This window comes from Serratia sp. Sp408, from assembly GCF_057180665.1.
Window position 1 is genome coordinate 21,966 of sequence record NZ_JBXUFT010000011.1, and the last position, 15,293, is coordinate 37,258.

General features: G+C 58.8%; 14 protein-coding genes. 5 read left to right on the top strand and 9 right to left on the bottom strand.

The annotated features are described in order from the left end of the window. Positions 1-2 precede the first annotated feature (2 nt). Positions 3-998, top strand: coding sequence for a type IV pilus twitching motility protein PilT (locus AC2AXP_RS21615; protein WP_004958757.1), 996 nt, complete (start codon positions 3-5; stop codon positions 996-998). A 68-nt stretch (positions 999-1,066) separates the two neighbouring features. On the opposite strand, the gene ruvX is transcribed toward AC2AXP_RS21615, so the two are convergent. The 6 genes from ruvX to AC2AXP_RS21645 all read right to left on the bottom strand — a co-directional run bounded on the left by ruvX (position 1,067) and on the right by AC2AXP_RS21645 (position 5,255). Then, the gene (gene ruvX / locus AC2AXP_RS21620; protein ID WP_004958759.1) at positions 1,067-1,489 is read right to left on the bottom strand and encodes a Holliday junction resolvase RuvX; all 423 of its coding nucleotides are present in this window, start codon (positions 1,487-1,489) and stop codon (positions 1,067-1,069) included. Further along, positions 1,489-2,052, bottom strand: a complete 564-nt coding sequence (locus tag AC2AXP_RS21625) for a YqgE/AlgH family protein (protein ID WP_004958763.1) — start codon at positions 2,050-2,052, stop codon at positions 1,489-1,491. The genes ruvX and AC2AXP_RS21625 overlap by 1 nt, the downstream gene beginning before the upstream one ends. Positions 2,053-2,161: 109 nt before the next feature. Continuing rightward, positions 2,162-3,112 carry a glutathione synthase gene (gshB, locus tag AC2AXP_RS21630; RefSeq protein ID WP_484381925.1) on the bottom strand — a complete coding sequence of 317 codons (951 nt, stop codon included), beginning with the start codon at positions 3,110-3,112 and terminating at the stop codon, positions 2,162-2,164. 14 nt (positions 3,113-3,126) lie between these two features. Further along, positions 3,127-3,858 (bottom strand): 16S rRNA (uracil(1498)-N(3))-methyltransferase, encoded by a 732-nt coding sequence (gene rsmE / locus AC2AXP_RS21635; RefSeq protein WP_004958767.1) that lies wholly within the window; start codon positions 3,856-3,858, stop codon positions 3,127-3,129. An 87-nt stretch (positions 3,859-3,945) separates the two neighbouring features. Beyond that, on the bottom strand, positions 3,946-4,641 hold the full coding sequence (gene endA, locus AC2AXP_RS21640; RefSeq protein ID WP_004958770.1) for a deoxyribonuclease I: 696 nt from the start codon (positions 4,639-4,641) through the stop codon (positions 3,946-3,948). Positions 4,642-4,727: 86 nt separating this feature from the next. After that, entirely contained in the window at positions 4,728-5,255 is a 528-nt protein-coding gene (locus AC2AXP_RS21645; protein ID WP_371901944.1) for a SprT family zinc-dependent metalloprotease, read from the bottom strand. Between the two features lie 328 nt (positions 5,256-5,583). On the opposite strand from AC2AXP_RS21645, the gene fumA reads away from it, so the two are divergent. Then, positions 5,584-7,230: a class I fumarate hydratase FumA gene (fumA, locus tag AC2AXP_RS21650; RefSeq protein ID WP_004958776.1), complete on the top strand. Its 1,647-nt coding sequence runs from the start codon at positions 5,584-5,586 to the stop codon at positions 7,228-7,230. A gap of 62 nt (positions 7,231-7,292) precedes the next feature. Here fumA and AC2AXP_RS21655 read toward each other — a convergent pair whose 3' ends face one another. From AC2AXP_RS21655 to AC2AXP_RS21665, 3 genes are all read right to left on the bottom strand, one after another. Then, complete coding sequence (locus tag AC2AXP_RS21655; RefSeq protein ID WP_484381926.1) at positions 7,293-8,687, bottom strand: sugar porter family MFS transporter; 1,395 nt, start codon at positions 8,685-8,687, stop codon at positions 7,293-7,295. Between the two features lie 259 nt (positions 8,688-8,946). Further along, positions 8,947-9,915, bottom strand: a complete 969-nt coding sequence (locus tag AC2AXP_RS21660; RefSeq protein WP_371901946.1) for an XdhC family protein — start codon at positions 9,913-9,915, stop codon at positions 8,947-8,949. A 7-nt stretch (positions 9,916-9,922) separates the two neighbouring features. After that, on the bottom strand, positions 9,923-10,492 hold the full coding sequence (locus tag AC2AXP_RS21665; RefSeq protein ID WP_004958785.1) for a nucleotidyltransferase family protein: 570 nt from the start codon (positions 10,490-10,492) through the stop codon (positions 9,923-9,925). 198 nt (positions 10,493-10,690) lie between these two features. Here AC2AXP_RS21665 and AC2AXP_RS21670 point away from each other — a divergent pair, with 198 nt between their 5' ends. From AC2AXP_RS21670 to AC2AXP_RS21680, 3 genes are read left to right on the top strand one after another with little or no spacing between them, the layout of a single operon-like run. Beyond that, positions 10,691-13,480 carry a xanthine dehydrogenase family protein molybdopterin-binding subunit gene (locus AC2AXP_RS21670; RefSeq protein ID WP_484381927.1) on the top strand — a complete coding sequence of 930 codons (2,790 nt, stop codon included), beginning with the start codon at positions 10,691-10,693 and terminating at the stop codon, positions 13,478-13,480. After that, positions 13,477-14,028: a (2Fe-2S)-binding protein gene (locus AC2AXP_RS21675; RefSeq protein ID WP_004958789.1), complete on the top strand. Its 552-nt coding sequence runs from the start codon at positions 13,477-13,479 to the stop codon at positions 14,026-14,028. The genes AC2AXP_RS21670 and AC2AXP_RS21675 overlap by 4 nt, the downstream gene beginning before the upstream one ends. Next, on the top strand, positions 14,025-15,266 hold the full coding sequence (locus AC2AXP_RS21680) for a cytochrome c (protein WP_004958793.1): 1,242 nt from the start codon (positions 14,025-14,027) through the stop codon (positions 15,264-15,266). Before AC2AXP_RS21675 ends, AC2AXP_RS21680 begins: the two co-directional genes overlap by 4 nt. The last annotated feature ends 27 nt before the right edge of the window (positions 15,267-15,293 follow it).

The following is a 15,293-nucleotide window of genomic DNA, read 5'->3' on the forward strand; positions in this document are numbered from 1 at the left end:
ATATGGATTTCGATGAATTAGTGGCCCTTAGTGTAAAGCATAATGCCTCCGATCTGCACCTTTGTACCGGACATCTGCCAATGTTGCGCATCGATGGCGAACTGCAACCGTTGCCGCAGGGGGAAATCCTGTCGCCGGCAGCGATACAGACCCTATGCGCCAAGCTGCTCGGCCCACAACGGCAACAGGCGTTGCAACCCAGTGGCCAGCTCGATGGCACGCTGACCAGCCGCGACGGCCGGCGACTGCGTGCCAATGCCTTTGTGCATCACGGCGGTATTTCGCTGGCGTTGCGCATGATTGCCGAGCATATCCCCCGGCTTGCCGCCTTGCAGGTGCCGGCGATTATCCCGGCGTTGACCCGGCGCGAGGACGGTCTGATCCTGGTGACCGGTGCCACCGGCAGCGGCAAATCCACTACCCTGGCGGCGATGATCGACGAGATCAATCGCCACCAGCGGCGGCACATTCTGACGCTGGAGGATCCGATCGAGTTTATTCACCACAGCCAGCGCTCGCTGATCCACCAGCGTGAACTGGGGCGTGATACCCACAGCGTCGAGCTGGCCTTGCGCGCCGCGCTGCGTGAAGATCCCGACGTGATTCTGCTGGGTGAACTGCGTGACCTGATGACCATTCGCCAGGCGCTGACGGCGGCAGAAACCGGCCATCTGGTGCTGGCGACGCTGCACACCCGCAACGCGCCGCAGGCGGTGGAACGGCTGGTGGACGTGTTCCCGGCGGAAGAAAAACCCTACGTGCGCGCACAGCTGGCCGGCAGCCTGCAGGCGGTGATCGCACAAAAACTGGTGAACAAACCGGGCGGAGGGCGCACGGCGATTTTTGAGATCCTGACGGCGACGCCGGCGGTCAGCAGCCTGATCCGCGACGGCAAAATCCATCAGTTGGCCAGCGTGCTGCAAACCGGCGCGCAGTTCGGTATGCAGACCTTTGAACAGGGACTGCGACAGCGTATTGCGCAGGGAATATTATCCTGAACAGGCGCTGGCCAGGGGGAATCGGCTATTGCCGTTACGCCACGCTAACGCGAGCGTGCCACGCCAACTTATCCCAGATGCTGTTCGAACCAGCTTTCCAGTATCACCACCGCCGACGCCGAGTCGACGCTGCCCTTGTCCAGCGCGCGAAAGCCGCCGCGATCGAACAGGTGGGAACGGGCTTCTACGGTGCTCAGGCGTTCGTCGTGCAGGTCGATCTTTACTCCAAAACGCCCATGCAGGCGGTTGGCAAACTTGCGGGCGCGTTCGGTCAGCGGTTGTTCGCTGCCGTCCATGTTGAGCGGCAGACCGACCACCACCAGATCCGGCTGCCATTCCTTCAGCAGCTTTTCAATTTTTTGCCAGTCCGGCGTGCCGTCCTGCGCCTTGAAAGCTGCCAGCGCGCGCGCGGTACCGGTAATTTCCTGGCCGATGGCCGCGCCGATGCTTTTGGTGCCGAAATCAAAGGCGATGATGGTGCGGTTACTCATCAGGCGTGTCCTGCGTGATTGGCGATGCTGCGGATGTCGATGCCCAGGCGGTTGGCCGCCTCGCGCCAGCGGCTGGCTATCGGCGTGTGGAACAGGATATCGCTGTCGGCCTCGATGGTCAGCCAGACGTTTTCCAGCACTTCCTGCTCGAGCTGGCCCTTTTCCCAGCCGGCATAACCGAGAGCGACCAGCACGTCTTGCGGCTGCTCCGGCGTACCGAGGGTTTCCAGCACGTCTTTGGAGGTGGTTATCATGGTTTCCGGCGAAATCTGAATGCTTGAGCCAAAACCGGAACAGGGGGTGTGCAGGATAAACCCGCGATCGTCCGCCAGCGGGCCGCCGGCAAACACCGGTTTGTCGAGGTTGACGGCCGGATCGCGTTCGATAGGCAGAATCTGCAGTTTGCTCAGCACGCTTTCTACCGTGAACTGTTCCACGGGTTTATTGATCACCAAACCCATGGCGCCTTCTTCGTTGTGCTCGCAGATATAAATCACCGAACGCTTGAAGCGGGGATCCTGCATGGTTGGCATGGCAATAAGAAAGTGGTGCTGTAAATTCATGGCGATAAAAGGATTCGATCCATTGGCAGTTGAACAGCCGTCAGTATGCGGCTAAAAGGCGGTGAAGTCACGACAGCGGGCGACATCCATCGCCCGTATCATGGTCACATTAACGTGCGGCAAGGCGCTTTTCGATGGCGTCCATCAGCATCCCGGTAATCGAAACCGGGAAGGCGGCTTCGATCTCGCGCGCGCAGGTCGGGCTGGTAACGTTGATTTCCGTCAGACGGTCGCCAATGATATCCAGACCAACGAAAATCAGCCCCTTTTCTTTCAGCGTCGGTGCTACCGCGCGGGCGATTTTCCAGTCGCTTTCGCTCAGCGGGCGCGCTTCGCCACGGCCGCCGGCCGCCAGGTTGCCACGGGTTTCCCCTTGCGCCGGGATGCGCGCCAGGCAGTAGGGCACCGGTTCGCCGTCCACCACCAGAATGCGCTTATCCCCTTCCTTGATGGCCGGCAGGAAGTTCTGCGCCATGCAGAAGCGGCTGCCGTGTTCGGTCAGCGTTTCGATGATCACCGACAGGTTGGGATCGTCCTGCTTGACGCGGAAAATCGAGACGCCGCCCATGCCGTCCAGCGGCTTGAGAATGATGTCGCCATGCTGCTGATGAAACTTGCGGATATGTGCCGCGCTGCGGCTGACCAGCGTATCCGGCGTCAGTTCCGGGAACCAGGCGGTGAACAGTTTTTCATTGCAGTCGCGCAGGCTTTGCGGCTTGTTGACCACCAGCGTGCCTTTGACTTCCGCGCGCTCAAGAATATAGGTGGCATAAATATATTCGGTATCAAACGGCGGATCCTTGCGCATCAGGATCACGTCCAGATCCTGCAACGCCAGATCCTGTTCGCTGCCAAAGCTGTACCAGCTTTCCTTGTCTTCCTTGACCGCCAGCTGTCGCGTGCGGGCACGGCCGTCGCCGGCGTGCAGATAGAGATCGTTCATCTCCATGTAGTGCAGTTCCCAACCGCGGCGCTGGGCTTCCAGCAGCATGGCGAAACTGGTGTCTTTCTTGATATTGATGGATGCGATAGGGTCCATCACGATGCCGAGCTTAATCATTCTTTCTCTTCTCCTTAACCCAGATCGCCAAAACGCACCTGCAATGCGGTGATCGCGGTGAGCGCGGTGGTTTCTGTACGCAGAACGCGTGGCCCCAGCAGGATATCAGTAAATCCATGCGCTGAGGTCATCGCAATTTCGTCGGCGGATAGGCCGCCTTCCGGTCCAATCAACAGGCGAACGTGATTCACCGGCAACGCCAGCGTATTGATGCTGTGGCTGGCGCGCGGGTGCAGATTCAGCTTCAGGCTGTCGTCCTGCTCGGCGCACCAGGCCTCCAGCGGCATCGCCGGGCGAATATCCGCAATGCGGTTGCGGCCGCACTGTTCGCAGGCGGCAATGGCGATTTTTTGCCACTGTTGCAGTTTCTTGGCCAGGCGCTCGCCATCCAGCTTTACCCCGCAACGTTCCGAGAACAGCGGGGTGATGGTATTGACGCCCAGCTCGATGGATTTCTGAATGGTGAATTCCATCTTTTCGCCGCGCGAAATCACCTGCCCCAAATGCAGATTGAGCGGCGACTCGCGATCTTCCTGCCGTCCGGCACCGATCTGCACCTGAACGCTTTTTTTATCCACCCGCGTGATTTCAGCATCGAACACCTGGTTGCTGCCGTCAAACAGTTGCAGCAATTGGCCTGGACTCATGCGCAGTACGCGACCAACGTGGTTGGCCGCGTCTTCGCTCAGGACGATTTCCGTATCGGAACGCAGCGGCTCCGGGTGATGAATGCGAGGTATGCGCATAGATTTTTCTGACCCATAGATAAAAGATTCGGCGGGCAGCAATAGTGCCAGCACCGATGCAGCTTCAAATATGCAGGGTATAGTAGGTCAGCCCTTTTGTCGCTGACAAGCCTGTTGAATATACGGGTTGCGGTTGCCCTGTACCTTAGCGATGCGTGCCTCGCGCTGACATTCCCACTGGCTCACCGGATATTGACGGTTCCAGACCTCAAACAGCTGGGTCTGCTGGCGTGACAGGCGCAGATGATAACGATCGCGCATGTAGAAGTAGGTGCGGGCAATGGCGCCGCGTGCACGCGCCGGCGGTTCGGCCTGCTTGTGCTTGAAGTCGACCTTCATTGGGCACTGGCCATACTGGCCTTCGCCGCCGCGCCATTGGCTGTACATGAAGTTGTTGCGATCGCCGTTGACCTCGCCAATCGCCGGTTGCAGGTTATGCAGATCGGTTTCTATCTGACGGTAGACCGGATCGCGATTGCAGTTTTTGCGCCCGCCATCCTGCCAGCATTGCAGCTGGTGGCCGAACTGCCAGGCAGGCACCACGTGCTCCCATTCAATGCGCCCGGCACGCTGGGCGTTTTTACGCGGCTGGTAACCACAAGCGTTGAGATCGGGGAGGCCTTTTTTGCCGTGCCAATTGATTTTACATCCGCAGTAAAAGCTGCCGGGGGCGTCCTGATTGATTTTGGCTGCCGCGGCTTTGGCTTGTGAAAAGTTGTTGATACCGTGCGCCTGTACCGCGCCGGAGATAAAAATGACTGCGAACAAAATTTTGCGAAGCATATTCCAAAACAGCTCAAATTTGGCAAAGCAGGCAGGGTAACGGAAGTTATCGACAGGAGCAAATCTCGCAATATGCTTGTTTTAACTTATAAATCGTTTAACTCATGCGTTTCGCCAGCGATAAATCTTAGTTTATCGCCGCAGCGGCGGCAGCGGTATTCGCTTTCACCGCGCAACACCCGGTTATGGCGGCGCACCGTCAACTGATGCCGTTGGCAAGCGCATTGATAAGGAAAGGTTTTGCTCTGTACCGATGCGGTTTCAAAACCATGGGTGCGGCTGGCGGGGACGCGCAACACGCTTTCCATCATCCAGCGCCATTCACTGCCGTGCGGTGCCACGCGGCCAAAACGCCGGAATACCAGCAGGTGCGCCAGTTCATGCGGCACCACCTCATCGATAAAGGCGTGCTGATTTTCCAGCAGTAGCACCGGGTTGAGGCGGATTTCCCAGGCTTGCAGCCAGGCGGTGCCCGCGCTGGTGCCGCGTTGCTGGTAAACGATCTTGGGTTCGGCAAATTCTTCGGCAAAATGCTCTGCCGCCAGCTGCAGTTTTTCTCGCAGACAGCGCATTACCGCCTGTTGCAGCGCTATGGGGATTCTTACTTTGTTCATTGCCGCTAGCATAGGCCAGGCGAGCGTTCCAGACAATATCCCATCAATAATGATAACCCGATCGATAACCACAGATTGTAATCAAGGTGTTAACTGCGGGATAATAATTCGTGCTTGATGAGTCTGTACCCGCAGTTCTCAATGGATGAGGTTGAAAAAACTTGGCCAGTAGTAATTCCTTACCGTTAAAGGGGTTATTTTGCGATTTTGCGCAATAACCGACTCGCTGAAAATACGTAAGGTAAGGTGAGTTTTTTTGACGCAGCGAACCCGAATTACGCGCTGAAAGTGTGAATTTAACGCAGCTGATGTTGCAAGTGAGAGATAAATGTCGAATAAACCGTTCCATTATCAAGATCCGTTCCCGCTGAAGAAAGACGATACCGAATACTATCTGCTGAGCCGCGACCACGTTACCGTTGCCGAATTCGAAGGGCAGGAAATCCTCAAAGTCGCCCCGCAAGCCCTGACCCTCCTCGCCCAGCATGCCTTCCACGACGCGTCGTTCATGTTACGCCCGGCGCACCAGCAACAGGTGGCCGACATTCTCGCCGATCCGGACGCCAGCGAAAACGATCGCTACGTTGCGTTGCAATTCCTGCGTAACTCGGAAATCGCCGCCAAGGGCATTTTGCCAACCTGCCAGGATACCGGCACGGCGATTATCGTCGGCAAAAAAGGCCAGCGGGTGTGGACCGGCGGCGGTGATGAAGAGGCGCTGTCGCGCGGGGTGTACAACACCTATATCGAGGACAACCTGCGTTATTCGCAAAACGCGGCGCTCGACATGTACCAGGAGGTCAACACCGGCAGCAACCTGCCTGCGCAGATCGATCTGTACAGCGTGGACGGCGATGAATACAAATTCCTCTGCATTGCCAAAGGCGGCGGTTCGGCCAATAAAACCTACCTGTATCAGGAAACCAAGGCGCTGCTGTCGCCGGGCAAACTGAAGGATTACCTGGTCGACAAGATGCGTACGCTGGGGACCGCGGCGTGCCCACCCTACCACGTGGCGTTTGTCATCGGCGGCACCTCGGCGGAAGCCACGCTGAAAACGGTGAAGCTGGCATCTACCAAATATTACGATGGGCTGCCGACCGAAGGGAACGAACACGGCCAGGCGTTCCGCGACGTTGCGCTAGAGGCCGAGTTGCTGAAGGAAGCGCAAAACCTCGGTCTGGGGGCGCAGTTCGGCGGTAAATACTTTGCACACGACATCCGCGTAGTGCGACTGCCGCGCCACGGCGCCTCATGTCCGGTCGGTATGGGCGTTTCCTGTTCCGCTGACCGTAACATCAAGGGCAAAATCAACCGCGACGGCATCTGGCTGGAAAAACTGGAGCATAACCCAGGCAAATACATCCCGCAGGAACTGCGGCAGGCCGGCGAAGGCGAAGCCATTAAAGTGGATCTGAACCGACCGATGGGCGAAATCCTCAAGCAGCTGTCGCAATATCCGGTGTCGACTCGCCTGTCGTTGAGCGGCACCATTATTGTTGGCCGTGATATTGCTCACGCCAAGCTGAAAGAGCGCCTGGATCGCGGCGAAGGTTTGCCGCAGTACGTCAAGGATCACCCGATTTACTACGCCGGCCCGGCCAAAACGCCGGATGGCTACGCCTCCGGTTCTCTGGGGCCAACCACCGCCGGGCGGATGGACTCCTATGTCGATCTGCTGCAATCGCACGGCGGCAGCATGATCATGCTGGCGAAGGGCAATCGTAGTCAGCAGGTGACCGACGCCTGTCACAAGCACGGCGGTTTCTATCTCGGTAGCATCGGCGGTCCGGCGGCGGTACTGGCGCAGCAGAGCATCAAGAGTCTGGAATGCGTGGAATACCCTGAACTGGGGATGGAAGCGATCTGGAAAATTGAAGTAGAGGATTTCCCGGCGTTCATCCTGGTGGATGACAAGGGCAATGACTTCTTCCAGAAGATCCAAAGCGCGCAGTGCGCGCGCTGTGTGAAATAAGACGCATAAAAAAGCCGCCCGGCAACGGGCGGCAGAGGCACAGCATCGGCGGTTGACGTGGATTAGCGAGAGCCAATCTCGCGCAGCGGTTTGCCCGCCATCAGATTGCGTTCGATGTGTTCCAGCGAAATGCTCTTGGTTTCCGGGATCAGCACGATGGTCAGGACGATAAAGATCAGATTAAGCGCAGCGTAGACCCAGAAGGTATGCGCGCTGCCCAGGCTGTTTAGCATGGTCAGGAAGGTTGCGCCGACGATCATATTGGCAATCCAGTTGACGGCGGTCGAACAGGTAATACCGAAGTCACGACCTTTCAGCGGCTGTATTTCCGAGCACAGCACCCAGATCAGCGGGCCGGCGCTCATGGCGAAGCCGACGATAAACATCAGCAACATCAGGACGGCGAAATACTGTGCCACCGGCGTTGCCATACCGATGCTCATCATGGTGCCGAGCACGCCCATGCCGATAGCCATCACCAGGAAGCCCAGCTTCAACGTCGGTTTGCGCCCCCAGCGGTCAACCAGCCCGATGGCGATAAAGGTGGCCAGCACATTGACCAGCCCAACGATCACCGTTCCCCACATCTGCTGTGCGGTGCTGGCAAAGCCGGCCAGGTCGAAAATCTTCGGCGCGTAGTACATGATCACGTTCATGCCGGTGAACTGTTGCATCACCTGTAGCAGAATGCCGAGGTAGACCGCGCGGCGGAAGTTTTTGTTATCTTTGAACAACGCCCAGCCACTTTGCTTGATCTTCAGACTTTCGCGGATCTCATCCAGCTCGGCTTTGGCTTGCGCGCTGGTATCACGCAGCATTTCCAGTACCTGGTGCGCTTCGGCATCGCGGCCGCGCGACGCCAGCCAGCGTGGGCTGCGTGGCAGAAAGAACACGCCCACCAGCAACAGCAGGGCGGGGATAGTGATGATGCCGAGCATCCAGCGCCATGAACCGCTGTAGCTGAAGGCGGTATCCGACAGGTAGGCTGCCAGAATGCCGATGGTGATCATCAATTGATACATTGAAATCATGCTGCCGCGAATGCGCTCCGGGGCAATTTCCGACAGGTACAATGGCGCGGTGAATGACGCGATGCCTACCGCCAGACCGAGCAGCACGCGCGAAACCAGCAGCACGTCGACGTTTGGCGCGAAGGCGGAACACAGAGAGCCGGCGACAAACAGCACCGCGCCAATCATCAGGCTGTATTTACGACCCAGACGGAAGGACAGCCAGCCGCTGCCCACGGCACCGACCGCCGCGCCGAACATCATCGAGCTAACCACCCACTCTTGCTGCTGAGAGGTGATCTGGAATTCATGGGTAATAAACGGCAGAGCGCCAGCGATCACGCCGATGTCCAGCCCAAACAGCAAGCCGGCCAATGCTGCCAGAAAACAGACAAAAAAGGTCAATTGGGCATTGGTGCGGCCCTTGCCTGCGGAAGTTTTACTCATAACGCCTCCGAATGAAACTTGGTGAAACTGCTTTGGCCGCTATGTTATTGATCCTGCGGCTGGTTAAAAGTGCGCCTGATCACATTAATGTAATCGCTTACATTAATGGCGTATTTTGAGATGATTCCAATAGGTGATTAATTGTTAATCGGTATGCCATGCGGATTGGAAGATATAAAAAAGCGCAGAAAGCCATGTAAACGTTTTCAATTGAGGAAGGTAACCAAGTGGCCGCGGGAATCGCCCGCTGTCAGCGGGCTCAGACGTGGGTGCGGTTTTTTTGCTGCACGATGTCGGCCATCACCGCCAGGGCGATTTCCGCCGGGGTTTTACTGCCTAGCGGCAGGCCGATGGGCGCATGGATACGCTCGAGATCCTGTGGCGTAAATTCGGCGATCTGTTGCAGCCGTTGTCGGCGACGGGCGCTGTTGTGCTGCGATCCCATGGCGCCGATGTAAAACGCCGGGGTATGAATGGCTTCCATCAACGTCAGGTCGTCGATGCGCGGATCGTGGGTCAGTGCGACCACGGCAGTATTGGCATGGCAGCCGCCTTGTTCAATAAACCGCGCTGGAAACTGCTGTAGCAGCGTAACGTCGGCCGGTAACTGGTTGGCGAAGTTGTCCAATGCATCAGGGCGGTTTTCGCATACCAGAACTTCAAAGCCTAACGCGCGGGCAAATTCGGCGCAAAACAGCGCCACGCTGGACAGACCGGCGATCAGCAAGCGTGGCGCGGCGGCGATATGCAAGATAATCTCCCGATCCTGTCGCACCACCTGCGTCGCGCTGGTGAACTCGGTGACCTCCAGCGTGCTGCAGGCGTTGGGCAAGCGCAGTCGTTTCACCAGTGCATGATGCCCATCCAGTGCCGCGGCAATTTGCGCCAGATAGCGCATGCTGGCATCGCCGGCCGGCAGGTATTCGATCAACACATCCAACACGCCGCCACAGGGGAGCGCGACGTTGGGCGTCAACCCCCCCTCACCGTAACGGATCACCTGGCTGGCAGCCTGATAGTCACCCTCGCCGATGCGGCGTAGAAAATCCTCCTCCACGCAGCCGCCGGATAACGAACCGCAATAATGGCCGTCGCGCGTCGCAGCCATCAGTGCGCCGGGAGAGCGAGGCGATGAACCATAGGTGTTCAACACGGTACACAGCCACACAGGTTGCTGTTTAAGCCAGCTTATCGCCTGGCTGACGACGGTAATATCGAGGTGTTGCATCGGCTATTCACTCGCTGGCGGAGAGCTGAGATGGAAAATCAATATCCTGCATGATGTCCGCCGAATCAACAGAAAACAGATGGACTTGCTGGCCATGCAGCAGGCTACGCCCGCCGTCGTCGCCATGCAACGCACACAACGGCGCGCGCAACGCGGCAGAAAAACCCACCGGATGTCCCGGACGTTGAGCGAAACAGGGGCGTGCGATGGCGTATTGTCGCAGCGCGGCCGCGGTCTGGATGAAAATCTGCGGTGTGACAAACGGCATGTCCGCCAGATGGATCAGCCAACCGTCCCAGCGTGGCGTGGCGGCCACGCCGGCAGCGATCGAATCGCCCAGACCGGGGCTGGCCAGCAGCGTGACGGCGATCTGATGCGCGGCGCAAACCCGTTGCACCGGCAGATTGTCCGGCCGGGTAACCACCTGAACCGGCATACCGGAAGCCAGCGCCTGGCTCAGCGTTTGTTCAAATACCGTTACGTTGCCAAGTAATGCGTTCAGCTTATTACCGCTGCCACCAGCGCGAGTAAACCGCGTGCCGCGCCCGGCGGCGGCGATCACAATGCCTATTGTCATTTTCGCCCGCTCTCATTTGCGCAAGTTATATTTACCACACAAACCGTATGTGTTTTGTATATGTATTTTTGTTGAAAACAAGATGTTAATCATCACATGATTCTAGCGATAAGCATATGCTTATGTCGTCTAAGGCAACGGTATTCACGTTTGCGCAACAACACCACTAAAAATACTATAAAGAACCAAGGGATATTTATGAGCAATTTTAACCCGTCACGGCGTCGCTTTATTAAAAGCGCAGTGATAGCGGGGGTAGCCGTTTACCTCGCGCCACTTTACAGCCGCGCTTATGCCGCGCTGTTCGAACAAAAAATCCTTCAGTCGCCCGCATGGGATGCCCAGCAAAAACGTATCCGTTTCCGTATTGACGGCCGCGCAAAGGTGATGGGCCACAAGGTGTTCGCGCGCGACATTCGCGCAGTGGATATGCCGCACTGGCCACAACGGCAGGCGCATGCCTTTGTCCTGCGCGTCACCAAGGCCGACCGATTGTTCGACGGCGTCGACCTGTCGCTGCTGGGGGAGGAGTTGCAGCCGGATCGGCTGGTTACCGCAGACGATCTGGCGCGCGACGGACTGGCGTTGCCGGCATTTTACGGCGACGACATGTTGTTGCCGCGTGGTAAAACGCCGGCCTATCTCGGCCAGGCGGTGGCTATTCTGATCTATCACGACTTTGCCCGCTTCCGTTTCGCCAAAGACGCGCTGAAGTTCCGCGATGAGGTTATCCGATACGGTGCGCAAACCGGCCCGTTGGCGCGCGATCCGTGGGGCTCGTTCCGTTACGTGCGCATCGGCGGTGCGCAGCCGTTCGACGACGACCGCTTCTCCAGCCTCAAGGATAGCCCGATCTTCCCGATCGGGATGCGCAAACACCTGCCGGTCTGGCCGGAAGGGCGCGACGGCGGCAAGCTGGATCAGGAGGGCATGCATTACGCCGGGCTGATCGCCGATGAGTTGCGCTCGCCGCCAGCGGATTGGCTGGTGATGTCGCGTCGTTACACTACGCAGTCGATTGATACCGCTGCGCTGGAACCGGACAACGCCAACGGCTGGTACGACAGCGCGACGCAAACGCTGCATCTGGTGGTACCGACCCAGTCACCACAGGAAGTGGCCGCGGAAATGCCGCGCATGTTGGCGCAGCACAATCCGCCGCTGAAGCAGTTGATTCTGCACCCGTGCTACACCGTGGGTTATGGTTCAAAAGATCACTGTAACTTCCCGTATTACGGCGCGGTGGCGGCGATGTACGGCGACGGTCATCCGGTGCGGTTGGCCAATGACCGTTTTGAACAGTTCCAGACCTCATTGAAGCGCCACGCGTTTGATATGCACTACACCATTGCGGTGAACCGGCAAACCGGCGTGCTGCAATCCTTCCACGGCGAAATGACCGCTGACGGCGGAGGCCGCAGCAACTTCACGCCGTCGGTGGTGATGGTGGGGGCGACCGCTGCGCAGTCGATCTATTACTTCCCGAAAAGCGATCTGTCGTCGGTTGGCCTGGCGTCACGCGCCATTGATGCCGGTTCGGCGCGCGGTTACGGCACGCTGCAAAGCATGGCGGCAACCGAAATGATGGTGGACGAACTGGCTGCCGAACTGCAGATCGATCCGATCGAGTTCCGTTTGCGCAACGTGTTGAAGTCCGGCATGAAGAATACCCAGGGGGCGATCCCGGCCGGGGCGATCCGCGCGGATGAAGTGCTGGAAAAGGCCGCGCAGCACCCGATCTGGCTCAAGCGTCGCGAACGCAAACTCGAATTTAACGCGCAGCATCCCGGCAAGCGCTACGGCGTTGGCTTTGGCTGCGTGCAGAAGGATTTCGGCACCGGCGCGGAAACCTCTTTCGCCCGGGTTGAACTGAGCGAAGACGGTCGCATTACGTTGCACCATAGCGGCGCTGAAATGGGCACCGGCATGTCTACCTCCCAGTCGGTGCTCTGCGCTCAATGGCTGGGAAAACCGGCCGATGAAGCGCATTTTTCGGTGACCGACTGGTCACTGTTGCCGATGGTGACCAGTGGCGATCCCTATCTGATGTCGCAGCAGCAACAGGACGCGATGCAGGCCAATCCGCAGTGGACGCCAAGTTATTGCTCGCCCTCCAGCGCCAGTAACTCGGCGTTTTATTTCTCTCACAGTACGCGCGAAGCGGCGCGGCTGGTGTTTGAACATGGCCTGTGGCCGGCGGCGCTGGCCATTTGGCAGTCCGGCATCGGTGGCGGCCAGGCTGCGCCGCTGGTGGTGCGCAAAGAAGACGCCCGCTGGGTGGAAGGCGGTTTGACCGCCGCCGGTATGCAGGTACTGCCGCTGGAGATGTTGGCGAAAAAGGCTTTTCAACTGGGCGGCGTCACCGGTGCGGTGGTACATGTGTTCAACCGCTGGCAGTGGGCCGAAGCCGAGTTCAACCTGGGTAATCAGCGCCAACGGCTGCCGATTGACGGCCTGGCCTTGCGTCAGGCCGGCGGCGACTACCGTACGCTGGCGCGCGAGCAGGTTTATTACCCGCCGACCCAGCGCAATAACGCCGCCGTGACTTACTACAGCGCGGTCGGCACGCTGGTGGAGGTAGCGATAGATATCGCCACTGGCCGGGTAGAATTGCTGAATCATCATTCGATCATGGAGTGCGGCAACCTGATTGTGCCGGAACTGGTGTCCGGCCAGCTACAGGGCGGTGTCGCGATGGGTATCGGCCATGCGCTGCACGAATATTTACCGTTGTACGAAGACGGGCCGGGTAACGGAACCTGGAACTTCAACCGTTATCACCTGCCGCGCGCCAGCGATGTGGCGGTTTGGCAACAGACCGACCATATCCTGCCTGCGCTGTCGGAAACCGATCCGCCGAAGGGCATGGCGGAAGTGGTGATGATCCCGGTGGTGGCCGCGTTGGTCAACGCCATTGCCGACGCCACCGGCCATCGTTTCCGTGATTTACCTGTCCGTGCCGAGAATATTCGTGAGGTATTACCATGAGCATCAAAACCCAGCCAATCACCCTGACCATCAATGACAAACAGTACGGCCCGCTGGAAGTGCCGGAAGGGCTGATGATGATCGATTTTCTGCACGAATATCTCGATCTGACCGGTTCACGCCTTGGCTGCGGTCAGGGCATCTGCCATGCCTGCGTGGCGATCGTCGACCACCCGAGCGGTAGCAGTGAAGAAGTGCGTACCTGCATTACCGGCGCGCATTTCTTCAACGGTAAAAAAGTCCGCACCGTTGAAGGCCATGCGAAAGTGGACGAACAGGGCGCAGTGACGCTCTCGCCGATTCAACAGGCGTTTCTTGACCATTACAGTTTCCAGTGCGGTTACTGCACGCCGGGCTTTGTTAACGCTGCGACCCTTTTTGTGGAAAAACTGCAGCGAGAGCCGATAGCTCGCGAGGCGCTGGAAGCGGCGATTGAACAGGCGCTGGATAGCCACATCTGTCGCTGTACCGGTTATGTTCGCTATTACCAGGCGGTACGCGAGGTGGTATTGAACACGCCAGGACTGCTGAAGGAGACGGCAAAATGAAAAAACGTCTCGCTTTGTCGGTGGTGTTGCTGGTGATTATCGTGGTAGCGGTGCTGTGGTGGCGGGAAAACCGCAGCTACGACGGGGCCGCACAAAACGTAACGGCCAATGCGCAACAGCTTGAACGCGGGCGCTATCTGACGCGGGCGGCAGACTGTGCGGCATGCCATACCGCCGACGGCGGCGCGCCGCTGGCCGGAGGCTATCCGCTGGCAACGCCGTTCGGCACCCTCTATGGTAGCAACCTGACGCCGTCGGTCGAGCACGGTATCGGCCGCTGGACCAAAGACGACTTCTTCCTGGCATTGACCCAGGGCGTTGCGCCGGGCGGCCGACATCTGTATCCAGCGATGCCGTACACCTCGTATAAGGGCATGACGCGCCAGGATTCGGATGATATCTACGCCTATCTGATGACACGTCCGGCGGTGGATGTGGCTACGCCGAACAACGACCTGCCGTTCCCGCTCAATCAACGCATGGCGCTGATTGGCTGGAATCTGCTGTTCCGCAATAGCGATCCGTTGCCGGCCAGCTCGCAGGGGCAATCGGCAGACTGGCAGCGCGGCCGCTATCTGGCCGACGTGCTCGGCCACTGCGGCGAGTGCCATACGCCGCGCGGCGCTCTGGGCCAGATGACGCTGGACCACGCCATGCAGGGCGGCGACCTGGGGCGTTTCATCGCGCCGGACATCACGCCGAACGGGCTGGCGCAACGTGGCTGGACGCCGGCGGATCTCAGCCGCTTCCTTGCCAGCGGTTTGGCGCCGCAGGGATCTGCCTTCAGCGAAATGCATATGGTGGTGGATCTCAGCACGCAGCATTTGACGGCGGAGGATCAGCGGGCGCTGGCGACCTACCTGATGGGTGATCGGCCGCCGCCGGCGGTGGTAGCCAAAATTGGTCAGGGTGATGATGCCGGTCGGCGCACCTATCTGGATCAATGCGCTGGCTGCCACGCCCGCGACGGACAGGGTAAGCCGCACGTAGCGGTGGCAATGCGTGGTAATGCCACGCTGCGCCAGGCGGATGGCAAAAACCTGATCGTCTCGGTACTGGATGGCTTGCCGGCACAGCAGTTCCCCAATGGCGAAAGCATGCAGAGCATGCCGGGTTTTGGCCAGCGACTGGACGATGCGCAAGTGGCGGAGCTGGTGAATTATCTGCGTGTGACCTGGGGCGGGCTGCCGGCGGATATCACCGCCGAACAGGTGAAGGCATTGCGTAACGCGCATTAAGTGGCGGGGCGCCGCAACGGCGCCCCG